This window comes from Pseudomonas sp. GYB4201 (assembly GCF_056312595.1).
Genome location: NZ_JBWGIG010000016.1, coordinates 30,264 through 55,403, shown reverse-complemented (window position 1 = coordinate 55,403; position 25,140 = coordinate 30,264). Strand labels below are relative to the sequence as shown.

Annotated in this window: 17 protein-coding genes; 10 read left to right on the top strand and 7 right to left on the bottom strand. The window is 66.3% G+C overall.

Features of this window, described 5'->3' with window-relative positions:
• Window positions 1-65 precede the first annotated feature (65 nt).
• From alr to AC0Z2B_RS16770, 4 genes are all read left to right on the top strand, one after another.
• The gene (gene alr, locus AC0Z2B_RS16785; protein WP_476298137.1) at window positions 66-1,142 is read left to right on the top strand and encodes an alanine racemase; all 1,077 of its coding nucleotides are present in this window, start codon (window positions 66-68) and stop codon (window positions 1,140-1,142) included.
• A 137-nt stretch (window positions 1,143-1,279) separates the two neighbouring features.
• The gene (locus AC0Z2B_RS16780) at window positions 1,280-1,828 is read left to right on the top strand and encodes a cupin domain-containing protein (protein ID WP_027980762.1); all 549 of its coding nucleotides are present in this window, start codon (window positions 1,280-1,282) and stop codon (window positions 1,826-1,828) included.
• A 191-nt stretch (window positions 1,829-2,019) separates the two neighbouring features.
• Complete coding sequence (locus AC0Z2B_RS16775) at window positions 2,020-2,427, top strand: c-type cytochrome (protein ID WP_476298220.1); 408 nt, start codon at window positions 2,020-2,022, stop codon at window positions 2,425-2,427.
• A 162-nt stretch (window positions 2,428-2,589) separates the two neighbouring features.
• Entirely contained in the window at window positions 2,590-4,536 is a 1,947-nt protein-coding gene (locus AC0Z2B_RS16770; RefSeq protein ID WP_476298135.1) for an acetyl-CoA hydrolase/transferase C-terminal domain-containing protein, read from the top strand.
• Window positions 4,537-4,600: 64 nt separating this feature from the next.
• Here the strand turns inward: AC0Z2B_RS16770 and AC0Z2B_RS16765 are convergent, their stop codons facing one another.
• Complete coding sequence (locus tag AC0Z2B_RS16765; protein WP_416421844.1) at window positions 4,601-5,173, bottom strand: xanthine phosphoribosyltransferase; 573 nt, start codon at window positions 5,171-5,173, stop codon at window positions 4,601-4,603.
• A gap of 55 nt (window positions 5,174-5,228) precedes the next feature.
• Window positions 5,229-7,238 carry a DNA helicase Rep gene (rep, locus tag AC0Z2B_RS16760; protein ID WP_416421845.1) on the bottom strand — a complete coding sequence of 670 codons (2,010 nt, stop codon included), beginning with the start codon at window positions 7,236-7,238 and terminating at the stop codon, window positions 5,229-5,231.
• Window positions 7,239-7,502: 264 nt separating this feature from the next.
• Between rep and AC0Z2B_RS16755 the strand changes: the two genes are divergently transcribed.
• On the top strand, window positions 7,503-9,167 hold the full coding sequence (locus AC0Z2B_RS16755; protein ID WP_476298133.1) for a putative bifunctional diguanylate cyclase/phosphodiesterase: 1,665 nt from the start codon (window positions 7,503-7,505) through the stop codon (window positions 9,165-9,167).
• On the opposite strand, the gene AC0Z2B_RS16750 is transcribed toward AC0Z2B_RS16755, so the two are convergent.
• Window positions 9,091-10,527: a NorM family multidrug efflux MATE transporter gene (locus tag AC0Z2B_RS16750; RefSeq protein ID WP_476298131.1), complete on the bottom strand. Its 1,437-nt coding sequence runs from the start codon at window positions 10,525-10,527 to the stop codon at window positions 9,091-9,093. The two genes, AC0Z2B_RS16755 and AC0Z2B_RS16750, sit on opposite strands and share 77 nt — an antisense overlap.
• 152 nt (window positions 10,528-10,679) lie before the next feature.
• Here AC0Z2B_RS16750 and AC0Z2B_RS16745 point away from each other — a divergent pair, with 152 nt between their 5' ends.
• Both AC0Z2B_RS16745 and AC0Z2B_RS16740 read left to right on the top strand, forming a co-directional pair.
• Window positions 10,680-11,600, top strand: a complete 921-nt coding sequence (locus tag AC0Z2B_RS16745) for a LysR substrate-binding domain-containing protein (protein WP_473005063.1) — start codon at window positions 10,680-10,682, stop codon at window positions 11,598-11,600.
• A 192-nt stretch (window positions 11,601-11,792) separates the two neighbouring features.
• Entirely contained in the window at window positions 11,793-13,778 is a 1,986-nt protein-coding gene (locus AC0Z2B_RS16740) for a methyl-accepting chemotaxis protein (protein WP_476298129.1), read from the top strand.
• Window positions 13,779-13,781: 3 nt separating this feature from the next.
• On the opposite strand, the gene hglS is transcribed toward AC0Z2B_RS16740, so the two are convergent.
• The gene (gene hglS, locus AC0Z2B_RS16735) at window positions 13,782-15,173 is read right to left on the bottom strand and encodes a 2-oxoadipate dioxygenase/decarboxylase HglS (protein ID WP_476298127.1); all 1,392 of its coding nucleotides are present in this window, start codon (window positions 15,171-15,173) and stop codon (window positions 13,782-13,784) included.
• A gap of 798 nt (window positions 15,174-15,971) precedes the next feature.
• On the bottom strand, window positions 15,972-16,859 hold the full coding sequence (gene gcvA, locus AC0Z2B_RS16730) for a transcriptional regulator GcvA (protein WP_476298125.1): 888 nt from the start codon (window positions 16,857-16,859) through the stop codon (window positions 15,972-15,974).
• 145 nt (window positions 16,860-17,004) lie between these two features.
• On the opposite strand from gcvA, the gene amaB reads away from it, so the two are divergent.
• Window positions 17,005-18,495, top strand: a complete 1,491-nt coding sequence (gene amaB, locus AC0Z2B_RS16725; RefSeq protein ID WP_476298123.1) for an L-piperidine-6-carboxylate dehydrogenase — start codon at window positions 17,005-17,007, stop codon at window positions 18,493-18,495.
• Between the two features lie 47 nt (window positions 18,496-18,542).
• Complete coding sequence (gene amaA / locus AC0Z2B_RS16720; protein ID WP_476298121.1) at window positions 18,543-19,829, top strand: L-pipecolate oxidase; 1,287 nt, start codon at window positions 18,543-18,545, stop codon at window positions 19,827-19,829.
• A gap of 114 nt (window positions 19,830-19,943) precedes the next feature.
• On the opposite strand, the gene AC0Z2B_RS16715 is transcribed toward amaA, so the two are convergent.
• Entirely contained in the window at window positions 19,944-21,380 is a 1,437-nt protein-coding gene (locus AC0Z2B_RS16715; protein ID WP_476298119.1) for a mechanosensitive ion channel family protein, read from the bottom strand.
• Window positions 21,381-21,524: 144 nt separating this feature from the next.
• Here AC0Z2B_RS16715 and AC0Z2B_RS16710 point away from each other — a divergent pair, with 144 nt between their 5' ends.
• Entirely contained in the window at window positions 21,525-23,522 is a 1,998-nt protein-coding gene (locus AC0Z2B_RS16710) for an FUSC family protein (RefSeq protein WP_476298117.1), read from the top strand.
• Between the two features lies 1 nt (window position 23,523).
• Here the strand turns inward: AC0Z2B_RS16710 and AC0Z2B_RS16705 are convergent, their stop codons facing one another.
• On the bottom strand, window positions 23,524-25,017 hold the full coding sequence (locus AC0Z2B_RS16705) for a YifB family Mg chelatase-like AAA ATPase (RefSeq protein ID WP_476298115.1): 1,494 nt from the start codon (window positions 25,015-25,017) through the stop codon (window positions 23,524-23,526).
• Window positions 25,018-25,140 lie beyond the last annotated feature (123 nt).

Sequence of the window (25,140 nt, the reverse complement as noted above, 5' to 3'; positions counted from 1 at the left end):
GGTAGTGGCTGCCACCATCGCCGGGTTTTTTACGCCCACAGTCTGCCCAGAAGAAGACAGCCGTCATGCGTCCTGCCCGTGCCCTGATCGACCTCGACGCCCTGCGTCACAACTACCGCCTGGCCCGTGAACTCGCCAACGGGGCCAAGGCCCTGGCCGTGATCAAGGCCGATGCCTATGGCCATGGCGCGGTGCGCTGCGCCCAGGCCCTGGAACGCGAGGCCGACGGCTTTGCCGTGGCTTGCATCGAGGAGGCGCTGGAACTGCGCGCCGGCGGCATCCAGGCGCCGGTATTGCTGCTGGAAGGCATCTTCGAGGCGGACGAGCTGCAGCTGGTGGTGGAGCACAACTTCTGGTGCGTGGTGCATTCGCTGTGGCAGCTGGAAGCCATCGAGCAGGCGCAGTTGAGCAAGCCCATCGTGGTGTGGCTGAAGCTGGACTCAGGCATGCATCGGGTCGGCCTGCATCCCAAGGATTATGCGGGCGCCTACCAGCGCCTGCTGGCCAGCGGCAAAGTGGCGAAAATCGTGTTGATGAGCCACTTCGCCCGCGCCGATGAGCTGGACTGCCCCAGCAGTGCCGACCAGGTGGCAGTGTTCGAAGCCGCGCGCCAGGGCCTGGCGGCGGAAACCAGCCTGCGCAACTCGCCGGCCCTGCTGGGCCTGCCCCAGGTGCCCGGCGACTGGGTGCGCCCAGGCATCATGCTGTACGGTGCCACGCCGTTCGAAGCGCCCCAGGCCGAGGCCGCGCGCCTGCAGCCGGTGATGACCCTGGAGTCCAAGGTCATCTGCGTGCGCGAACTGCCCGCCGGCGAGCCGGTTGGCTACGGCGCCAGGTTCATCACCGACAAGCCCATGCGCATCGGCGTCGTCGCCCTCGGTTATGCCGACGGCTACCCACGCCACGCGGGCACCGGCACCCCGGTGCTGGTGGCCGGCAAACGCAGCCGCCTGCTGGGCCGGGTGTCCATGGACATGCTGTGCATCGACCTCACCGACGTGCCCGAAGCCGAGCTGGGCAGCCCCGTGGAACTGTGGGGCAAGCACATCCTGGCCAGTGAAGTGGCGGCCTGCGCCGAGACCATCCCGTACCAGATCTTCTGCAACCTGCGCCGGGTGCCACTGGTCTATTCCGGGGCTTGACGCCCGGTTGCGCAGGGCCGCAAGTCGCCAGGGCGTAGGCCGGGCGGGGTACAAGTGTTGTAAATACTGAACGCTGTTGCCATGATAACGTTCATAACAACACCCCTGACCGTGAATACCCCCTGGAGGCACCAGCATTGGACGTCGGTGAACGACTGCAAGCCATTCGCAAACTCAAAGGTCTGTCCCAGCGTGAACTCGCCAAGCGTGCGGGCGTCACCAACAGCACCATTTCGATGATCGAGAAGAACAGCGTCAGCCCCTCGATCAGCTCCCTGCGCAAAGTGCTGGGGGGCATTCCCATGTCCATGGTGGAATTCTTCTCCGAAGAGCTGCAGCCCGAAAACCCGACCCAGATCGTCTACAAGGCCAATGAGCTGATCGACATCTCCGACGGTGCCGTGACCATGAAGCTGGTGGGCAAGGCGCACCCCAGCCGGGCCATCGCCTTCCTCAACGAGATCTACCCGCCCGGCGCCGACACTGGCGAAGAGATGCTCACCCACGAAGGCGAGGAGACCGGCATCCTGCTCGAGGGCAAGCTGGAGCTGGTGGTGGGCGCGGAAACCTTCATTCTCGAAGCGGGCGACAGCTACTACTTCGAAAGCACCAAGCCACACCGTTTCCGCAACCCCTACGACGAGCCCGCCCGGCTGATCAGCGCCGCCACCCCGGCGAACTTCTGACCGCCAATTACAGCGCTACACTCAATGTTCAGGGAGCCGTGGCCTGCGCGCCACGGCAATACCCATGAGAACAATAAGGTTGTTCCGGGGCGGCAGGCTTTGTCGCTATACTGGACGCTGCCTGCGAAACCGTGGCCGCGGGCGCGATTAGCCACCATGAGGGTGTAGGCGTGAACTTCAAAATCAACAAGATGCTGGCCGCACCAGCAACCGCACTGGCCCTCTGGGCCCTGACTGCCCAGGCAACCACCACCGACGACATCGCCAAGCGCCTGGAACCCGTTGGCCAGGTCTGCGTGCAAGGCAAGGAGTGCCCCGGCATGGCCGTGACCGCCGTGGCCGCCGGTGGCGCCGCCAAATCCCCCGACGACGTCATCGCCAAGCACTGCAACGCCTGCCACGGCACTGGCCTGCTCGGTTCGCCGAAAATCGGCGACAACGCCGACTGGGGCAAACGCGCCAAGGAACAGGGCGGCGTCGACGGCCTGCTGGCCAAGGCCATCACCGGCATCAACTCCATGCCGCCCAAGGGCACGTGCTCCGACTGCACCGACGACGAGCTGAAAGGCGCCATCAAGAAAATGTCAGGCCTGCAGTAACCCCGTAGCAGCTGCCGAAGGCTGCGTCAGGTAACACCTCGAACATCTACATTGGCCGTGACGCGACCTGGCGGTCGCTGCTACAAAGGATGTGAGGCGCTGCAGGGATTGAATCTGCCCAGTGCGCGGTCCAAGCCCAATTGAGCGCAAGCGGAGGTGCCGATGACGCAAGTCTGTTCGATCGATCGTGCCGTGGACGAGGTGCTGGCAAGGCTGCCGGCGCATATTCACATGGGCCTGCCGCTGGGGCTGGGCAAGCCCAACAAGTTCGTCAACGCACTGTACGCGCGAATTCGCCAGTTGCCCGAGCGGCGCCTGACCATCTACACCGCCCTGAGCCTGGGCCGCCCCAAGCTGGGCGATGGCCTGCAGAAGCGCTTCCTCGAGCCCTTCGTGGAGCGGGTCTACGGCGATTACCCCGAGCTGGACTACCTCGCCGACCTGCACGCCGACAAGCTGCCCCCCAACATTCGCGTCGAGCAGTTCTTCATGCAGCCGGGCAACCTGCTGCACAGCCATGTGGCGCAGCAATCCTACGTCAGCAGCAACTACAGCCACGCCGCCCGTGACATCAACGCCCAAGGCCTGAACCTGGTGGCGCAACTGGTGGCCCAGGCCCCTTACCAGCCGGCGAAGCTGAGCCTGAGCTGCAACCCGGATATCACCCTGGACCTGCTGCCGATGCTGGCCAAGCGGCGCGAGGCCGGCGAGACCATCCTGATGCTCGGCCAGGTGCATGCCGAGCTGCCGTTCATGGCTGGCGACGCCGAGGTGGACCGCAGCCTGTTCGACCTGATGATCGACGAAGCCGACGCCACCACGCTGTTTTCCACGCCGAACATGCCGGTAGGGTTGCAGGACCACTTCATTGGCCTGCACGCCAGCACCCTGGTGCGCGACGGCGGCACGTTGCAGATCGGCATCGGCTCCATGGGCGATGCGCTGACCGCCGCGTTGCTGGCGCGCCAGGCCGACAACGCCGGCTATCGGGCTTTGCTGGAGGATATCGATCTGGCCCCTTGGCAGCCGCTGATCGAGCGCGAAGGTGGGCTGGCGCCGTTTGCCGAGGGCCTGTACGGCTGCAGCGAAATGTTCGTCAATGGCCTGCTGGTGCTGGCGGAGGCCGGCATCGTGCGGCGCAAGGTGTACAGCGACGTCGCTACCCAGGCGCTGGCCAACAATGGCAGCCTGGACGGGGCCGAGCCGCCGGGTGTCAGCATCCACGGCGGTTTCTTCCTGGGCCCGCGCAGTTTCTACCAGCGCCTGCGCGAACTGCCCTTGGAAACCCTGGACGGTTTCAACATGACCGCCATCAGCTACATCAACGAGCTGTATGGCCAGGAAGCGCTCAAGCGCCTGCAACGGCGCGACGCACGTTTCATCAACACCGCGTTTACCGCGACCCTGCTGGGCGCGGCGGTCTCCGACCAGTTGGAAGACGGCCGCGTGCTCAGCGGCGTGGGCGGGCAGTACAACTTCGTGGTGCAGGGCCATGCGCTGCACGACGCGCGTTCGATCCTGGTGCTGCGCAGCTGGCGCGAGGCCGGGGGCGAGGTGAGCTCCAATATCCTCTGGGAATATGGCCACTGCACCATCCCCCGGCACCTGCGCGATATCGTGGTGACCGAGTACGGCATCGCCGACCTGCGCGGGCGCACCGATGCCCAGGTGATCGAAGCCATGCTGACCATCACCGACTCACGCTTCCAGACCTCGCTGATCGAGCAGGCGCAGGTGGCCGGCAAGCTGCCCAAGGATTTCCGCCTGCACCCACGCTTTACCGACAATACGCCCGAACGGCTGAAAAGCCTGGCAGACAAGCACGCGAAGCTGTTCCCCGAATATCCATTGGGGTGTGATTTCACGGTTGAGGAACGGGACCTGCTGCGGGCGCTGAACTGGCTCAAGAGCAAGTTCAAACTCACCGAGCTGCTGGACCTGGGCAAGGCGGCGCTGGACGCGCCCCCGGCGTCGAGCTTCCCCGTGCATTTGATGCGCATGCAATTGGCGCAGCCAGAGGGGTTGCGGGAGGATCTGTTGCAGCGCTTGCTGCTGGCAGGCTTGCAGGCCACGGTGCAGCCGGAGCCCTTGAGCTACCTGCGGGGGTAGCGGGACGCGGCTTTTGGCCGCTGCTACGAAGACCCGTAGCAGCTGCCGAAGGCTGCGTCAGCCGTTACTCGATGAACGTAACCACGCCATCTTTCAACGATTTGACGCGCGCCAGGGATTCCACGTGGTAACCCTGGGCGTCCAGTTCGGCGCGGCCGCCCTGGAACGACTTCTCGATGACGATACCCAGGCCGGCAACGCTGGCGCCGGCCTGCTTGATGATCGAGATCAGCGCCTGGGACGCCTTGCCGTTGGCCAGGAAGTCATCGATCACCAGCACGCGGTCGCTGCTGTTGAGGTGGCGTGGCGAGATGGCCACGGTGCTCTCGGTCTGCTTGGTGAACGAGTAGACGGTGGCCGACAACAGGTTCTCGGTCAGGGTCAGCGACTGGTGCTTGCGCGCGAAAATCACCGGCACGCCCAGTTTCAGGCCGGTCATCACCGCCGGGGCGATGCCCGAGGCTTCGATGGTGACGATCTTGGTCACGCCGGAGTCCGCGAACAGGCGGGCGAACTCGTCGCCGATCTGCTGCATCAGGACCGGGTCGATCTGGTGGTTCAGGAAGGCGTCGACCTTCAGTACCTGATCGGAAAGCACGATGCCTTCTTCGCGAATTTTCTTGTGCAGTGCTTCCACGGCAGTTCCTCAATATACGTATTGGCCCCGGCTACGGGGCCGAGGCGGTGTTGAATCAGCGTTTGAGCATGGCGCGAATATCGGCCAATGCATTGTTGCCTCTTACGGCTTTGACTTCCGTGGGGGTGTCATCATTGCCTTCCCAGGCGAGATCATCCGGCGGCAATTCATCGAGAAAACGGCTGGGCGCACAATCGATGATTTCGCCGTACTGCTTGCGCTTGGCCGCGAAGGTGAACGCCAGGGTCTGGCGTGCGCGGGTGATACCCACGTAGGCCAGGCGGCGCTCTTCCTCGATGGTGTCGGCCTCGATGCTGGAGCGGTGCGGAAGGATTTCCTCCTCCATGCCCATGATGAACACGTAGGGGAATTCCAGGCCCTTGGAGGCATGCAGGGTCATCATCTGCACGCCCTCGGCACCGTCTTCCTCTTCCTGCTGACGTTCAAGCATATCGCGAAGCACCAGTTTACCGATGGCTTCCTCGATGGTCATGCCGCCTTCTTCGTCTTTTTCCAGGGTGTTCTTCAGGGCCTCCACCAGGAACCACACGTTGCTCATGCGGTAGTCGGCGGCCTTGTCGCTGGAACTGTTGGTGCGAATCCAGGTTTCGTAGTCGATGTCCATGATCATGCTGCGCAGGGCCGCGATCGGGTCTTCGCCGGCGCAGTTCTCGCGCACCTTGTCCATGTAGCGCTTGAAGCGCGACAGGCGGTCGGTGAAGCGCGCGTCAAGGTGCTCGGTCAGGCCCAGCTCGTCGGTGGCCTGGTACATGGAAATCTTGCGCTCGGTGGCGTAGTTGCCGAGCTTCTCCAGGGTGGTGGAGCCGATCTCGCGGCGCGGCACGTTGATCACCCGCAGGAAGGCGTTGTCGTCGTCCGGGTTCACGATCAGGCGGAAGTAGGCCATCAGGTCCTTCACTTCCTGGCGCCCGAAGAAGCTGTTGCCGCCGTTGAGGCGGTAGGGCACCTGGTGGTGCTGCAGCTTCAGCTCGATCAGCTTGGCCTGGTAGTTGCCGCGGTACAGGATGGCGAAGTCGCTGTAGGGCCGGTCGGTGCGCAGGTGCAGGGTAAGGATTTCCATGGCCACGCGCTCGGCCTCGGCGTCCTCGTTCTTGCAGCGCAGCACGCGAATCTCGTCGCCGTGGCCCATTTCGCTCCACAGTTGCTTCTCGAAGGCGTGCGGGTTGTTGGCGATCAGCACGTTGGCGCAGCGCAGGATGCGGCTGGTGGAGCGGTAGTTCTGCTCCAGCATCACCACTTTCAACGACGGGTAGTCGTCCTTGAGCAGCATCAGGTTTTCCGGGCGCGCGCCGCGCCAGGCGTAGATCGACTGGTCGTCGTCGCCCACCACGGTGAACTGGCAGCGGGTGCCGATCAGCAGTTTCACCAGCAGGTACTGGCTGGCGTTGGTGTCCTGGTATTCGTCCACCAGCAGGTAGCGCACGCGGTTCTGCCATTTCTCCAGGATGTCGGCGTGTTCCTGGAACAGCTTCACCGGCAGCAGGATCAGGTCGTCGAAGTCCACCGCGTTGAACGCCTTGAGCGTGCGCTGGTAGTGGGTGTAGACGATGGCGGCGGTCTGTTCCTTGGGGTTGCGCGCGTTTTCCAGGGCCTCGGGCGGCAGGATCAGGTCGTTCTTCCAGGCGCCAATCATGTTCTTGATCTCGTCGACGCCGTCGTCGCCCGAGTATTCCTTTTGCATGATGTCGGTCATCAATGCCTTGACGTCCGTTTCGTCAAAGATCGAGAAACCGGGCTTGTAGCCCAGGCGCGCATGCTCCTTGCGGATGATGTTCAGGCCCAGGTTGTGGAAGGTGGACACGGTCAGGCCGCGGCCTTCGCCGCCGCGCAGCAGGGTGCCCACGCGCTCCTTCATCTCGCGCGCGGCCTTGTTGGTAAAGGTCATGGCGACGATGTATTGGGCGCGGATGCCGCAGTTCTGCACCAAATGGGCGATCTTGCGGGTGATCACGCTGGTCTTGCCGGAGCCGGCACCGGCGAGCACCAGAAGAGGGCCGCCGACGTAGTTCACGGCTTCTTGCTGCCGGGGGTTGAGTCGGGACATGCGAAATTAGGGTCGCTAGCGAAAATGGCCGGGCATTTTAACAGGGTCGAGGAATAATGCCGCGACCATCCGACACTGTGACGCATCCCTCTATCTAAATTTGCCGCTTTTGATACTTTGCCGCAGGATACGTAACAATTTTACCGCAGATAGTCGAAAATAGCGGTCAGGGGTGGCTGCCGTCGCCATCCCGGGGTTGTCGCGTCCTGCGATGCAGTCCTTTTTCCTGCCGTATTTGCCAGTGGATTTTCCTGAGGAGCCCGCTTGTCTACGCCCGTCGAACCTGTGCGCCTGTTGCTTCTGGCCAACGACCCAGCCTGGGCGGCGTCGTTGCGCGAGTGCCTGGCACCGCTTGGCGCCGCCGCCATGCTGGTGGTGGCGCAGTCGTTCGAGGCGCTGGGCGAGGTGTTCCAGACCGACCGCACCGCCGTGGTGCTGGCGACCCCGCAGCTGCAACCGGTGCCGGGGCGTTGCAGCCTGCCGGTGGTGTTGCTGCTGGAACAGGAGCCGGCGCAGCCGCCCATGGGCGCCAGCGACTGGTTGGTACGCGACACCCTGACCGTCGATGCGCTGCGCCGCTGCCTGCGCCACGTGCGCGAGCGCGGGGTGCTGGAAGGCACGCTGCAGCGCCTGGCCGAGCAGGACCCCCTGACCGGCATCGCCAACCGCCAGGGCTTCCAGACCCTGCTCAACGCGCGTTTGGCCGAATTCGAGGGCCGCGGCCTGGCCCTGGGGCACCTGGACCTGGACAACTTCCGCCACGCCAACGACGCCCTTGGCCACCAGGCCGGCGACCGCCTGATCCTGCAGGTGGTGGCCCGCCTGCGCAGCCAACTGGACGCCGGCGACCAGCTGGCACGCCTGGGTAGCGACGAGTTCGCCCTGCTGATCGACACCCGCCGCGACGCCGAGCGCGCCGAGCGGCTGGCCGAGAACATCGTCGAGGCCCTGGCCGAGCCCTACTGGGTCGATGGCGAAAGCCTGCTGATCGGCTGCAGCCTGGGCATTGCCCACGCCCGCGCCCAGGCCGGCGCCGACCCGCTGATGTGGCACGCGCACATCGCCATGCAGCAGGCCAAGAGCACCCAGGGCTGCACCTTCCATGTCTTCAACGAGCGCATCAACCGCAACGCCCGCAGCCTCGCCGACCTGGAAAGCGAGCTGCGCCGCGCCTTGCGCCGTGATGAACTGGAACTGCACTACCAGCCGCGCCTGGACCTGCAAAGCGGCGCCATCGTCGGCCTGGAGGCGCTGGTGCGCTGGCGCCACGCCGAGCGCGGGCTGTTGCCGCCCAGCGAGTTCGTGCCGTTGGCCGAGCAGAGCGGGCTGATCGTGCCGTTGGGCTACTGGGTGATTTCCCGCGCGCTGCGCGACATGCAGGCGCTGCGCGAAGCTGGCCTGCCGGAGCTGCACATGGCGGTGAACCTGTCGTTCCGCCAGTTCCAGGACAGCCAGTTGCTGGCCACCCTGGGCCGGCTGATCGCTGACCGTGGCATCGATGCGCGCTGGCTGGAGTTCGAACTGACCGAAACCGCGGTGATGCGCCGCAACGACCTGGTCAAGCAGACCATGGACGCGCTGGGCCGCCTGGGCGTGCGTTTCTCGCTGGACGACTTCGGCACCGGCTTTTCGTCGTTCGTGCACCTCAACAGCCTGCCCATCGCCCTGCTGAAGGTGGACAAGAGCTTCGTCGGCGGCATGGAGCAGCGCGAGGAGAACCGCAAGCTGGTGCACGCCATGATCAACCTGGCGCACAACCTGAGCCTGGAAGTGGTGGCCGAGGGCGTCGAGACGCCCGAGCAACTGGCCCTGCTGCGCAGCTTTGGCTGCGACCAGGTGCAGGGTTACCTGATCAGCAAGCCTCTGCCCCTGCCCGAGCTTCAGGAGTACCTGATGTTTGGGCTGTCCCAGCGCGCGGTGCAGGGCTGAGCGCGGCGGCGGCCTTGAGCCGCCGCACGCGCCACTCGAACGCCAGCGTCAGGCTGGTGGCCGAGCAGGCCAGCCCCAGCGCCAGGCCCCACCATACCCCCTGCGGCCCCCAGCCCAGCGGGAACGCCAGCAACCACGCCGCTGGCGCGCCAATCAGCCAATAGCAGCCCAGGCCGACCAGGAAGGTCACCTTGGCGTCCTTCAGGCCGCGAATGGCACCCATGGCGATGGTCTGCACGCCGTCGAACAGTTCGAACCAGGCGGCGATGCCCAACAGCACCACGGCCAGCTGGATCACCCCGGTGAAGCCCGGGTTGTCGCGGTCCAGGAACAGCTCCACCAGCGGTTGCGGTGCCACCCAGAACAGCAGGGCGAAGCCGAGCATGGCCAGGGCGCCGAAGCCGATGCCCACGCGGCCGGCCAGGCGCACGGCGTGCAGGTTGCCGGCGCCATAGTGCTGGCCCACGCGCATGGTCACCGCATAGGACAGGCCGGCCGGCACCATGAACGCCACCGAGACGATCTGCAGGGCAATCTGGTGGGCCGCCAGCTGCGTGCTGCCCATGGTGCCCATGCACAGGGCCGCGAAGGCGAACAGCCCCACCTCTACCGAATAGGTTCCGCCAATCGGCAGGCCCAGCCGCCACAGCTCGCGCAGCGCCGCCAGTTGCGGGCGCGCGAGGCCCTGGCGCAACGGGTAGGGCTGGTAGGCCGCATGCAGGCGAATGTACAGCGCCAGCGCCACGGCCATGCCGGTGGCGACGATGGCCGTGACCAGGCCGATGCCGGTCAGCCCCAGTTTCGGCAGGCCGAACAGGCCTTCGATCAACGCATAGTTGAGGCCGAAGTTGGCCACCACCGCCACCAGGCTGATCATCATCACCGGGCCGGCGCGGCCCAGGGCGCTGGTGAAGCCGCGCAGGGCCATGAAACTCAGGTAGCCGGGCAGGGCGAAGGGCAGCAGCAACAGGAACTGCCGCGCGCCGTCGACGTTTTCCGGCGTCTGGCCCAGCATCAGCAACAGCGGGCCCAGGTTCCACATCACCAGCGCCCCCGCCAGGGCCATGGCCCAGGCCAGCCACAGCCCGGCCTGGGCCAGGCGCGTCACCCCGGGCACGTCGCCGGCACCCTGGCGGATGGACGCCAGGGTGCCCACGGCGGCGATCACGCCAATGCAGAAAATCGACACGAAGGTGTAGCTCACCGCGCCCAGGCTGCCGCCGGCCAAGGCTTGCGGGCCGAGGCGGGCCATCATCAGGGTGTCGGTGAGCACCATCAGCATGTGCGCCAGTTGCGAGGCAATCAGCGGCCCCGCCAGGCGTAGCAGGGCACCGAGTTCGATACGGATGGCGGAAGGCATGGGCAGGCTCGTTTCACAGGTAGCAGGAGAGCGGCAATTCTGGGCGCTTGTCGACTTTGGCACAAAAGGATAAAAACGATGCCTGGCATGAGTTTTACTCATTCGAGCAACGTCGCTTGCCAGCGCCCGTGATTTTTCCAGGAATTGCCCTCATGTCCCGTCGCCTGCCGCCTCTGTATGCCCTGCGTGCCTTCGAGGCCGCCGCCCGCCACAGCTCGTTCACGCGTGCGGCGGATGAGTTATCGATTACCCAGAGCGCGGTCAGCCGGCACATTCGCACGCTTGAAGAGCACTTTTCCTGCCGGCTGTTCCAGCGTAACGGCCGCAACCTGCAGCTCAGCGAGTCGGCGCGCCTGCTGCTGCCCGGCGTGCGCGAGGGCTTCGCCGCCCTGGAGCGCGCCTGCGCCACGCTGCAGAGCGAAGACGACGTACTGCGCATGAAGGCGCCTTCCACCCTGACCATGCGCTGGCTGCTGGCGCGGCTCAGCCGCTTCCGCCACCTGCAGGCCGGCAACGAGGTGCAGCTCACCAGCGCCTGGATGGACGTGGACCACGTGGACTTCAACCACGAGCCGTTCGACTGCGCGGTGCTGCTGGGCGACGGCAACTTCCCGCCCGACTGGCAGGCCACCTACCTGTTCCCCGAGCTGCTGATCCCGGTGGGCTCGCCGGCCTTGATCAGCGACCAGCCGTGGACCGTGGAGCAACTGGCGGCGGTGGAGCTGTTGCACCCCACGCCGGACCGCCGCGACTGGCGCGACTGGCTTGAGCGCATGGGCCTGGCCGAGCGCATCTCGCTCAAGGGCGGCCAGGCCTTCGATACCCTGGAGCTGGGCATGATCGCCGCCGCCAGGGGCTATGGCGTGTCCATCGGTGACCTGCTGATGGTGGCCGAGGACGTGGCCCAGGGCCGCTTGAGCCTGCCGTGGCCGACCGCCGTGGCCAGCGGGCTGAATTATTACCTGGTGTGGCCCAAGACCCGCCCGGGTGGCGAGCGTCTCAAACGCCTGAGTGATTTCCTGCAGGCCGAGGTGCAGGCCATGGAACTGCCGGTGGTCGAAATTCTGCGCTAGGTGGCGAAAAGCCTTTAAAATGCCATCAGTTTAACGTTTGCGAATAACCTGCCCAAGCACTCAAGTATTGGCCGTCGCAGCCGAATCTACAGGGTGCAGGACCTCATCCAGAAAGGTCCGTTTAAAACCGAATCGAACACTACGCCGCCTGGCCCCGAGCATCTCGGGCGTGCCCTGCGGTCAGGAGCCATCATGTCTCAACCCCGTGCCCGGATTGCCTCGCAACTCGGTATCGCCCTTGCGGCCATTCTCGCTGTCGTCATTACCGGCAGTACTGTCTTTGCCCTGCGCTCGCTGGACAGCGCCAACCTCGCCACCCGCGAGCAGCACCTGGCCAGCGAGGCGCGCCTGCTGGCCGACCAGCTCAGCACGTTCCACGGCACCCTGCGCGACAGCACCCAGCGCCTCAGCGGGCTGTTCGAGAAGCGCTTCGCCAGCGGCCTGACCCTGGACAGCGACACGCCCATCACCGTGGCCGGCGTCGCCACCCCGGCGCTGCTGCTCAACGGCAAGGCGCTGAACAACGACTTCCGCGAAGTGGACGACTTCCGCCAGATGACCGCCGGCGTGGCCACCGTGTTCGTGCGCAAGGGCGACGACTTCGTGCGCGTCAGCACTTCGTTGACCAAGCAGGACGGCAGCCGCGCCATCGGCACCCTGCTCGACCACCAGCACCCGGCGTACACACGCCTGCTGGCCGGCCAGAACTACGTGGGCCGCGCGTTGCTGTTCGACCGCTACTACATGACCCAGTACACCCCGGTCAGCGACCGCAACGGCCGGGTCATCGCCGTGCTGTTCGTCGGCTTCGACTACACCGACGCGCAGAACGCCCAGTTCGACAACCTGCGCCGCTTCCGCATCGGCCACACCGGTTCCCTGGCGCTGCTGGACGAAAACAGCAAGTGGCTGGTGGCGCCCGCCGGCGTGCAGGGCCTGGCCAAGGCCACCGACATTCTCGACGACTTCATCAAGCACCCGGGCCAGGGTGACTTCTGGAGCGACACCAACGAAGACTTCTACAGTGTGGCCGTGCGCTTCGACGACGGCCCCTGGAGCGTGCTGGCGACCATGCCCAAGGCCGAGATCCGCGCCGTGACCTGGAGCGTGGGCATTCGCCTGGCCATCGGCAGCCTGTTGGCCATGCTGCTGGCGGTGGGCGTGTCCATGTGGCTGCTGCGCAGCAAGCTCAAGCCGCTGGGTGACCTGGTGCGCCAGGCCGAAGCCCTGGGCGCTGGCGACCTGGACGCGCGCCTGAACGTGGCCAGCAATGACGAAATTGGCCAGCTGGCGCGCAGTTTCAACCACATGGGCGAAGCCCTGGCCACCATGGTGACGCACATCCGCAACGCCGCCCACGAGGTCAGTGGCCGCGCCCAGGCGCTGTCGGGCATGTCCACTGGCGCCTACGAGGGCATGGAGCAGCAGTCCGGCGAGATCAGCAGCATGGCCGGCGCGGTGGAAGAGTTCAGCGCCACGTCGCTGAACATCGCCGACAACATGGGCAACACCCAGCGCATGGCCCAGCAGAACGCCGAGCAGACGCGCATCGGCCGCAGCTCGATGACCGAGGCGTCGTCGTCGCTGGAACAGATTGCCGGCGCGCTGAACAGCACCGCCACCGTCATCAACACCCTGGGCCAGCGTTCCCAGGAAATCGGTGGCATTGTCGGCGTGATTACCTCGATCGCCGAGCAAACCAACCTGCTGGCGCTGAACGCCGCCATTGAAGCGGCGCGCGCAGGCGAGCAGGGCCGCGGCTTTGCCGTGGTCGCCGACGAGGTGCGCAGCCTGGCCTCGCGCACACGCCAGGCCACCGATGAAATCTCGGCCATGATCGGCAGCATCCAGCACGAGACCGGCAATGCCATCAGCACCATGGAGCAGGGCAAGGAACTGATGGAAGAAGGCTTGTCGCGCAACGCCAAGGTCGCCGCGGCGCTGTCGCACATTGATGAGCAAAGCCGCTCGGCGGGCGAGCAGTTCGCCGCCATCACCACGGCCACCCAGGAACAGAGCAGCACCGCCACCTTGCTCAGCAGCAACCTGCAGAGCATTGCCCTGGCCAACAGCGAACAGCGCGAAGTGGTCTCCAACCTGGCCATCACCGCCCGCGAGCTGGAAACCCTGGCTGCCGACCTGCGTCAGGAAGTGAACCGCTTCCGCGTCGGCCGCTAAGCCTCAGGCCAGGCTCGCCAACCCCAGCTGCGCCGCGCACTGTTGCAGTGAGCGGCGCTGGCTCTGGGCGTACAGCTCAAGCTCGTCGAGCACCGGCCGGCCCAGGGCCTGGTGGAAGCTGTCTTGGGTCGAGCCGCCGGCATAGTTGCTCTGGGCCGCATCGCCGAGGTTGGATTGGAAGATCCCGGCGGCGCTGACGGGCAGGAAGTCCTCGTACACCAACGGCTCGAAGTGCACGTGGCCGGCGTCGATCAGCCCTTGCAGGCTTGTGGGGCGGCCTGCCTGGTCGCGTGCCGCCAGGCCTTGTTCAGTGGCGAAATAGCGGAAGTAGGCCAGGTCCTGCTCGCGCATCTGCCGCACATCATCCGGAAACTCGGCGAAATGTTCGCCCAGCTGGCGCATGTACTCTTCGGCATTGCTCTCGCTGGGGAAGCCTGCCAGCGCCTCGCGGGAATTGTTCAATAAACGGTCGTACAGCGCTCGCCCCTTGGGCGTCAGCGCAGCGCCGCGCTGTTCGATCTCGCCGAAGCGCGCGGTGTGGCTGCCACGGGTGCCGTGTTGGTCGGTGAAGGTGATGCTTTCCTGCAGGGCCTTGAAGCTGGTCTGGCGCAGCAGGATAGGGTGACGGCGGGTGGGCGGGCCTTCGATCACGGCCTTGGGGGCGACGCCCTTGCCGGGCATCGCCGCCTGCACGGCGTCGATGTCCAGGGTACGCGGCGTCAGGTGGTTGATGTGCGGGCCCTTGAAGGCCACCACGTCGGCGATCAGCCGGTGCTGGTCGTGCAGTTGCTGGTACTGCGCGCTGCTGACGGTGGCGCTGTGGTGCCAGCGGAAGGTTTCCAGGGCCTGGGTGACGAAGGCCTCGGCGTCCGTTTCATCGAGGCCGCCGTCGCGTTCGCATTGGTCAATCAGTTGCAGCGCGCGCGGGGTGAAGATCTGCCGTTGCGCCAGCAGGCCCTGGGCCAGTTCGCGCAGGGGCAGGTTGTCGATCAGCTCCAGGCGCAGCAGCGAGGTGAACACGCGGAACGGGCTGACTTGCAGGGCCTGCTCGTGCACCGCGCGGAAGGCCGTGGAATGCACCGGCACACCCGCGGGCGTCAGGTCGTAATAGCCCACGGGCTGCATGCCCATGACCGCAAACAGGCGAGCGATGGTGGCCAGCTCCGCAGCGGTGCCCACGCGGATGGCGCCGTGGCGCTCCATGTCCAGGCGCTGGATTTCGCCGGTCCATTGCAGCGCCTCGGCGACCTCCGGCTGCTGGGCCATGACGGCCTGGTTGACCTCGCCTACCAGGTCCAGCAGCGCCCCGTAGAGCGGCACCTCCTGCTTGTACATGGCGGACATGGCCCGCGAGAACCGGGCGCGGATCTGGTCGGGGCTGACGAAGCTGGGCATGGCGAAACTCCGAGTGAATGAGCTGCGCCTATGAAAGCGGGGAATGACCAGGGGCCGCAAGCGAAAAAAAGTCGGTGTTTCATTCCGCAAATTCGTGCAAGCCCGGACGCGGCCTGGGGCCGCTGCTACAGGAACCGTGTTGCCTTCATCGCGATCGGCGGATTTCGCGCACCCCTGTAGCAGCTGCCGCAGGCTGCGTTCGGGGTCGCTGCGGTGTGCCGGGAACACCGCGGCACCTTGGACGCGGCCTGGGGCCGCTGCTACAGGAATCGTGTTGCCTGCATCGCGACCAAGGTCGGCTCCTACCGCGTGCGGGGTAGGAGCCGGCCTTGGCCGCGATGCAAACGGCGCGATCAGCGGATTTCGCGCGCCCCTGTAGCAGCTGCCGCAGGCGGCGTCCGGGTTCGCTGCGGTGTGCCGGGAACACCGCGGCACCTTGGACGCGGCCTGGGGCCGCTGCTACAGGAACCGTGTTGCCTGCATCGCGACAAAGGTCGGCTCCTACAGCGTGCGGGGTAGGAGCCGGCCTTGGCCGCGATGCAAACAGCGCGATCGGCGGGCTGCGCGCCCCCGTAGCACCTGCCGCAGGCGGCGTCCGGTTTCTCTGCGGTGTGCCGGGAACACCGCGGCACCTTGGACGCGGCCTGGGGCCGCTGCTACAGGAATCGTGTTGCCTGCATCGCGACCAAGGTCGGCTCCTACCGCGGGCGGGGTAGGAGCCGGCCTTGGCCGCGATGCAAACAGCGCGATCGGCGGGCTGCGCCCCCCGTAGCAGCTGCCGTAGGCTGCGTCGTAGGGCTAGGCCAACTGGTCAGTGACCCAATCCACCAACGCCCGCACCTTCGGCACTTCCGCCGAATGTTCCTGGTACGCCAGGAAATACGCGCCGTTGCTGCGCATCGCGTGCTGCCACGGCACCACCAGCTTGCCTTCGGCCAGGTCGCGCGCCACCAGGTAGCGCGGCACCAGCGCCACGCCGCAGCCCGACAGCGCCGCGCTGATGCACATGTAGAAGGTGTCGAAGCGCGGGCCGTGGTAGCTGTTGGCCGAGTGCAGGCCCTGTTCCAGGAACCATTCGTGCCAGGTCTCGGGCCGCGAGGTGCTTTGCAGCAGCACCTGTTGCGACAGCTCCTCGGCGCTGGCCAGCTCGCGACCGCCCAGCAGGTCCGGGGCGCACACCGGCACCACTTCTTCGGTGAACAGCTCCATGCAGGTGGCGCCCGGCCAGGTGCCCTGGCCGAAGAAGAACACCACGTCGGCCTTGGCCTGCAGCAGGTTGAAGGGCTCCAGTTCGTTGCGGATGTCCAGGTGGATGTTGGGGTGGCGCTTGCCGAAGCCCTTCAGGTGCGGGATCAGCCAGCCCACGCCGAAGCTGGGCTGGGTGGCCACGGTCAACACTTCGGTTTCCTGGCCGTAGGAGAGGATGTAGCGGCTGGACATGTCCACCTGCACCAGGATCTTGTTCACCTCGGCCAGGTACAGGCTGCCGGCCGGGGTCAGTTGCAGGCGCCGGCGGATGCGCAGGAACAGGTGGTGGCGCAGCATCTCTTCCAACTGGGCCACCTGTTTGCTCACCGCGCTCTGGGTGAGGTGCAATTCCTCGGCGGCGCGCGTAAAACTCAGGTGGCGGGCGGCGGCTTCGAAGCACTGCAGGGCGGCCATCGAGGGCACCAGGCGTTTGGACATGTCGATCTCGGCGGGCAGACGGGGGAAACATCATGCCCTGGAGGAATGATGTGCTGAATAAAGGTCGTTTGTTGCGTATCACTATTCGGATTAATACTGATCCCATCGCTTGATTTCAACAACTCATCGCATGCAGGAGAAGACAATGGTTGATGGACTGCTTCAGAGCCTCGGCGTCGCGGCCAGTGCCTACACCCACGGCAACCATCCCGTTCACACCCCCATCGATGGCAGCCAGATCGCCTCGGTGACCCTGGAAGACAAAACCCAGGTGCTGGCCAAGATTGATGTGGCGCAGCAGGCTTTCCTGGCCTGGCGCGACGTGCCGGCGCCGCGCCGCGGTGAGTTGGTGCGCCTGTTCGGCGAAGTGCTGCGCCAGCACAAGGCCCAGCTCGGTGAGCTGGTGTCCATCGAAGCCGGCAAGATCACCCAGGAAGGCCTGGGCGAAGTGCAGGAAATGATCGATATCTGCGACTTCGCCGTGGGCCTGTCGCGCCAGCTGTACGGCCTGACCATCGCTTCCGAGCGCCCTGGCCACCACATGCGTGAAACCTGGCACCCGCTGGGCGTGGTCGGCGTGATCAGTGCTTTCAACTTCCCGGTGGCGGTGTGGTCGTGGAACACCGCGCTGGCGCTGGTGGCTGGCAACTCGGTGATCTGGAAGCCGTCGGAAAAAACCCCGCTTACCGCGCTGGCCTGCCAGGCCCTGTTCGAAAAAGCCCTGAAGCAGTTCGGCGAAGCGCCTGTGGGCCTGTGCCAACTGGTGATCGGCGACCGCGACGCCGGCGAGGCCCTGGTGGACGACCCGCGTGTGCCGCTGGTCAGCGCCACCGGCAGCACCCGCATGGGCCGCGAAGTGGGCCCGCGCGTGGCCGCCCGCTTTGGCCGCAGCATCCTCGAACTGGGCGGCAACAACGCCATGATCCTGGCCCCCAGCGCCGATCTCGACCTGGCCGTGCGTGGCATCCTGTTCTCTGCCGTGGGTACCGCAGGCCAGCGCTGTACCACCCTGCGCCGGGTGATCGTGCACTCCTCCATCAAGGATGAAGTGGTGGCGCGCGTGAAGGCCGCCTACGCCAAGGTGCGCATCGGCGACCCGCGCAAGGACAATCTGGTCGGCCCGTTGATCGACAAGGCCTCGTTCGACGCCATGCAGGGCGCGCTGGCCAAGGCCCGCGACGAAGGCGGCCAGGTGTTCGGCGGCGAGCGCCAACTGGCGCAGCAATACCCGAATGCCTACTACGTGAGCCCGGCCATCGCAGAAATGCCAGGCCAGAGCGACGTGGTGCGCCACGAGACCTTCGCGCCGATCCTGTACGTGCTGGCCTATGACGATTTCGAAGAGGCACTGCGCCTCAACAACGAAGTGCCGCAAGGCCTGTCGTCGTGCATCTTCACCACCGACCTGCGCGAAGCTGAGCGCTTCCAGAGCGCCTCGGGCAGCGACTGCGGCATCGCCAACGTCAACATCGGCACCAGCGGCGCGGAAATCGGCGGGGCGTTTGGCGGCGAGAAGGAAACCGGCGGTGGTCGCGAATCAGGCTCCGATGCCTGGAAAGCCTACATGCGCCGCCAGACCAACACGGTGAACTACTCGCGCGAACTGCCGCTGGCCCAGGGCATCGTGTTCGATTGAGTCCGGCCCCCGTGGCCCCTTTCCTTTGATTTGACCGGGTTCGCGTCATGACTCAATTGCGTCAGGAATGTCTTTGGGAACACCTTACCCCGCCAGCCGCCGCCACTGCAGCACTGGCGGGCTCGGCCAAGGCCGATGTCTGTGTGATCGGCGGCGGCATCACCGGGCTCAATGCCGCCATCGCCTTGCTGGAGCAAGGCCAGCGGGTGGTGCTGCTTGAGGCGCATCAGGTCGGCCATGGCGGCTCGGGGCGCAACGTGGGGCTGGTCAACGCCGGCACCTGGATTCGCCCCGACGACGTCGAAGCCACCCTGGGCCGCGAGCAGGGCAGCCGCTTGAACAAGGTGCTGGGCGAGGCGCCGGCAGCGGTGTTCGCCATGATCGAGCGCCTGGGCATCGACTGCCAGGCACGCAACGCCGGCACCCTGCACATGGCCCACAACGCCACCGGCGTGGCCGACCTGGAAAGCCGCAACGAGCAGTGGCGCCGCCGCGGTGCCGACGTGGAACTGCTCACCGGCGCGAGCTGCGAGGCGTACTGCGGCACCACGAAAATCGCCGCCGCGCTGCTGGACCGCCGCGCGGGCACTATCAACCCCATGGCTTACACCCAGGGCCTGGCGGCCGCGGTAAAGCGCCTGGGCGGCGCCATTCACGAGCATTCGCCGGTGGAGCAGCTGCAACGCCAGGGCGATGGCTGGCTGGTGAAGACTGCCAAGGGTGAAGTCAGCGCCGCCAAGGTGGTGATCTCCACGGGCGCCTACACTGAGGGCGACTGGACCGACCTCAAGCGCCGCTACTTCCGTGGCTATTACTACCAGGTGGCGTCGAAGCCGCTGGTGGGCGCAGCGGCTGATGCGGTGCTGCGTCACGGCCAGGGCTCGTGGGACACCCGCACGGTGCTCAGCAGCATCCGTCGCGACGCCGATGGCCGCCTATTGCTGGGCAGCATGGGCCGGGTCGACAACAAGCCGGCCTGGTTCGTGCGGCGCTGGGCCGACCGCATCCAGGGCCATTACTTCCCGGCCTTGGGCAAGGTGGATTGGGAGATGCACTGGACCGGCATCATCGACTTCACCCCCGACCACCTGATGCGCCTGTTCGAACCGGCGCCCGGGGTGGTTGCGGTGACCGGCTACAACGGCCGCGGCAACACCACCGGCACGGTGGTGGGCAAGGCGCTGGCGGACTATCTGCTGAGCGACGACCCGGCGGGGCTGCCGCTGCCGTTCTCGCTGGACAAGCCGGTGACGCGTCCGGCGCTGCGCACCGGGTTCTACGAGACAGGGTTCTCGCTGTACCACGCGGGGCAGTGTTTGCGGGTGGTGTTGTAGCGCGTGGACGTACCACGTGTAGCCGCTGCCGAAGGCTGCGCTGGCCCTTGACCACGCTGAAGATCTCCGGCGTTCATAACGGCCAGCGCAGCCTTCGGCAGCAGCTACAGGTGCTCAGCGCTCTTTCAGATGCAACCAGTTCAGGAATCCACCCTTGCGGATTTCCGTCGGCTTCTGCAACAGCAACGACTGGCTCTTGCGCTGCCGGTAGTGCTGCAACTTGGTGAACGCCGCCACCACCTCGCTACGCTCGCCCATGCAGGCCTTCAGCGCCTGCTTGTCGATGCGGTACAGGATGCAGGTGGTCAGCGAGCGGAACTCCGCCATCGAGGTGCCCTCGGACACCAGGTTGTCCTCGCCCAGTATCTCCCCAGGCCCCATGCGTCCCGCCTCGATCATCCTGTCGCCGTCCTTAATGCGCGCCGACACCACGCCCGTGCCGATCACCAGCAGGAATTCGGACGTGGCGCCGTAGGCCAGGATCAAATGGTCCTCGGGGTATTCCACCGGGCTCATGCTTTCGGCCAGGTGGTCTTTGTCCTCGTTGCTCAGCGAGCGGAACACCCGCACCTCTTCCAACAGGCTGCGCTGCCGCGACCATGGCCGCTCCGCAGCTTCCAGCGCCCAGCTCACGCCCGAGGCCTGCAGGTGCCGGTGCGCCAGGTCGAACAACAGGTTCTGCGCTTCGGTCTTCTGGTCCATTGAACGGATGAAGCCGCTGGCCTCGTATTCCATGTATTCCAGGGTCGAGGCCTTCACCGCCGCCTTGGGCTTGGGCGAAATCAACAGCGCCGTGGTGCCTTGCAGGGCCTTTTCCAGCGCGTCCAGCACCTTGCGCGGGCGCACCTGGGCGGGCACGGCGATGCTGATGGACACGCCATGAATATTGCTCGGCCGGCTGAAGTTGAGGATTTTCGCCTTGGCCGCCACCGAGTTGGGGATCACCGCCATGGCGCCGTTGCTGGTCATCAGGTGGGTGGCGCGCCAGTCGATGTCGACGACCTTGCCTTCGGTGCCGTCGATGGCAATCCAGTCATCCACCTGGTAGGGCTTGGTGGTGTTCAGCACGATGCCGGAAAACACGTCGCTCAGGGTGCTTTGCAGTGCCAGGCCGACGATGATCGCCATGGCGCCGGAGGTGGCCAGCAGGCCTTTCACCGGCAACTGCATCACGTAGGCCGCGGCGGCGACGATGGCGATCAGGAAGATCACCGCGCCCATCACGTCCTGCAGCAGGCGCCCGGTGTGGCCATTGCGCTGGAACAGCACGGCGCCGAGGATCACCGTCAACAGCCGCGCGGCGAACAGCCACCAGACGATCTCCAGCAGCGTCGCCACCATGTTCAGCGTGGCGTCGTCGGGCCAGGGCGCTGGCGTCAGCGGGCTCATGCCGGTGGAATTGAGCACCCAGCTGAACAGGATGAAGGCGCTGGCGCGGGTGGCCAGGCGGGCCATGCGGTGCTTCTGCGGGATCGAGTGCCACACGGCCAGGTCGATCAATAGCAGCACGGTACCGATGGCCAACGGATGATTACTGATCAATGAGAACATGGCGGCCCCAGGGCGATTCGGCTGTTCTAGTGTGTTCGAGTATCTGCCGCGCCGCCACTGTGGATCTTGAATGAATGGGCTGGTTCTTGCGCCGGGATATGGCTACGATGCTAATCGTTAGCTAGCTATGCAGATTTGCAGGCAATGGCGATATTTCCCCGCGCACTGAGCGACTTTTCCAAGGCGGTCTTCAACCCCTCGACCCCGGCGCTGCAGTTCGCCCTCAAGAACATGCTGGGCGGCGGCCTGGCGCTGTACCTGGCGTTCATCCTGCAGATGCAGCAGCCACAGTGGGCGCTGACCACAGTGTTCATCGTCAACCAGCCGCTGAGTGGCATGGTGCTGTCCAAGGGCGTCTACCGCCTGCTGGGCACCTTCGTCGGTGCCGTGGTTTCCCTGGGCATGATCGCCGCGTTCGGCCAGGCCTCGTTGATGTTCCTGCTGTGCATGGCGCTGTGGCTGGGCTTCTGCACCGCCGGCGCGTCGCTGTACCGCAACAACGCCTCCTACGGTTTCGTGCTGGCTGGCTACACCACGGCGATCATCGCCTTGCCCTCCACCGCCGCGCCCCTGAACGTGTTCGACCAGGCCCAGGCGCGCTTCTTCGAGATCACCCTGGGCATCCTTTGCGCCTCGTTGGTCAGCACCGTGCTGTGGCCGCGCCGTGTCGAGCGGCAACTGGCGGCGCAGGCCCGCGGCGCCTGGCAGGCCGGCATGGCCGCGGCAGCATCGGAACTGCTGGGCGTGGACCAGCGCCAAGGCCTGCTGGATGCCCTGGGGCGCATCGTCTCGGTGGACGCCCAGCGCGACCACGCCGCCTTCGAGGGCCCGCTGGGGCGGCTGCGGGCCCAGGCGTTGCGGGTAATGAGCCGGGATTTGCTCAGCCTGTTGCGGGTGGCGCGGGGTGTGGCGCGCTTGCGGCAGATGCTGGATGAAGCGGCAGGCGAACGCCTCGACCCGATGATCCAGGGCGTGGCCCAGGCCCTGGCCGACGGCAGCGAAACAGCCCTCAACCAGCAGGGCGTGGTGCTGGACGAAAGCCTGCTCGACCCCAGCTTCGAACCCCAGGTGCACACCTGCCTGATGCGCCTGACCGTGGTGGTGCGCCTGGCCAGCGTGGCAGTGCAGACCTTGCGCGCCGTCGAGCAAGGTGACCCGGTCAGCAACGCCCCCGGCCCGCTGGCCTGGCACCGCGACATCGAACAAGGCGCCATCTCCGGCCTGCGCAGCGCCCTGGCGTTCCTCGCCGTGGCCGCGTTGTGGGTGTTCACCGCCTGGCCGGCGGGCCTGGGCGCGGTGTCCATCTGCGGCGTGGTGCTGAGCCTGTTCGCCGGCCGCGAAGCCCCGGCAGGCGCGGCGCTGAACTTCCTCAAGGGCATCGCCCTATCCGTGCCCGTGGCGGCGTTGGTGGCCTACGGGCTGCTGCCTGGCTGGGAAGGCTTCCCCATGCTGTGCCTGGGCCTGGGCGTGCCGCTATTCATGGCCTCGCTGTGCCTGAGCCAGCCGAGCATCGCGCCCATCGCCTCGTCGTTCTGCATCTTCTTCGTCAACAACGTCGCCCCCAACAACGTCATGAGCTACGACCTGGAACAGTTCCTCAACAAGGCCCTGGCCACCCTGTTCGGCGTCGGCATCTCGGTGGTGGTGTTCCGCCTGGTCACCCTGGGCCCTGGCCTGCGCCACTACCGGCGCCTGGTGCAGGCGTCGCTCGCCGACCTGTCCCAGCTCACCCAACGCCCGCTGAGCCACGCCGAGGGCTGGTTCGGCGGGCGCATGGCCGACCGCCTGATGCGCTTGGCGCGCTATCGCACCCAACACCCGGACGAACCCAACCTGCACTGGCACGACGGCCTCTACGGCCTGGACCTGGGCGGCGAACTGCTGCACCTGCGCGGCTGCCTGGTGGACGCCACGGGCACCGTCGCGGCGGCGCGTGACCGCTACCTGCGGCAGGTAGCGCGCCTGCTCAAGCAGGGGCCGCCGGCGCCGGCGCGGGCGGCGGTGCTGGATGAGCCGAGCGAGCGGCTGTTGGCGGTGCTGATGGCGGATACGCAATTGACCGAACGGCGCCGGGAGCTGGCGCGGGCGGCGGTGGTGCAGTTGCGGTTTGTTTGGCGGGGGTGGTGCAAGAAGAGCTCCTGAGCTAAGTGCTGCTGGGCCGATATTGCAACGCCTCCGCCACATGCCCCCGCCCAACCTGCTCCACCTCTTCCAGGTCCGCCAAGGTGCGCGCCACCTTCAACAGCCGATGCGCTGCCCGCAGTGACAGCGTCAGCCGCTCGCAGGCGGTTTCCAGCCATTGCTCATCGGCTGTGGATAACTTGCAGTGTTCCTTCAGCCCCGGCAGGTCGAGAAAGGCGTTGGCGCAGCCCTGGCGCCGCAGTTGCCGATCGCGTGCGGCGGCCACGCGTGCGGCAGCGTGGGCGGTGTCGTCGCCGGGCTGTGGGGTTGGGTTGAGGGCGGTGGTTTCGCGGGCGACGGTGACGTGCAGGTCGATGCGGTCCAGCAAGGGGCCGGAGAGTTTATTGCGGTAGCGGGCGATCTGCTCGGTACTGCAACTACAACGGCTGCTGGGGTCGCCGAGATATCCACAGGGGCAGGGGTTCATGGCCGCCACCAGCTGGAAGCGCGCGGGGAAACGGATTTTATCGCGGGCGCGGGCGATGACGATTTCGCCGGACTCCAGCGGTTCGCGTAGCACCTCCAGCACCTTGCGGTCGAACTCTGGGAGTTCGTCAAGAAACAGCACGCCGTGGTGGGCGAGGGTGATCTCCCCTGGCTGCGGGCGGCTGCCACCGCCAACCAGCGCCGCCCCGGAAGCTGAATGATGTGGGTGGCGAAACGGCCGCTGCGGCCAGTGCTTCAAAGGCGCCAGGCTGGCCACCGACTGTATGGCCGCGACCTCCAGCGCCTCGCGCTCATTCAGCGGCGGCAGCAGCCCGGGCAAGCGGCTGGCGAGCAGCGTCTTGCCGGTGCCGGGCGGGCCGCTGAACAGCAGGTTGTGCGCCCCGGCGGCGGCTACCAGCAGCGCACGCTTCGCCGCCGGCTGGCCCTGCACCTCGCTGAGGTCGGGGTAGGGCCGGTCCAGCAGGATCAGGCCGTTGGAGCTGAAGGGGCTGATGCGCCGCTGGTCATTGAAATGGCAGACCAGCTCCAGCAGGTTGCTGGCGGCAATGACCACCAGCCCTGACGCCAGGCTGGCCTCCTCGGCATTCTCGCAGGGCACCACCAGCGCCCGCCCGGCCTCGCGCGCAGCGAGCGCGGCAGGCAGCACGCCCTGCACCGGCCGTATCGCCCCCGACAACGCCAGCTCGCCCAGGCATTCCACGTCCTGCAGCGCCGCCGTAGGGAACTGCCCGCTGGCAGCGAGAATGCCCAGGGCGATGGCCAGGTCGTAGCGGCCCCCGTCCTTGGGCAGGTCCGCAGGCGCCAGGTTCTGGGTGATGCGCCGCGCGGGGAAATTCAGGTTCGAGTTGACGATGGCGCTGCGCACCCGGTCCTTGCTCTCCTTGACCGAGGCTTCCGGCAGGCCCACCAGCGTCAGCGAAGGCAGGCCGTTGGCCAGGTGGGTTTCCACCGTGACGGCCGGCGCGCCGACCCCGACCTGGGCGCGGCTGTGGACGATGGCTAGGGACATGATTGCTCCGTGCAGGGGTAGGGAAGGACCGCTTCCTTGCGGTGCTTTCAGGGTAGTGGCTGGTGAGGGGAGTGCCAGGGGGGTATTGCGTCGGGGTGTTTCTGCACTGCGCTCGTGCGCGGA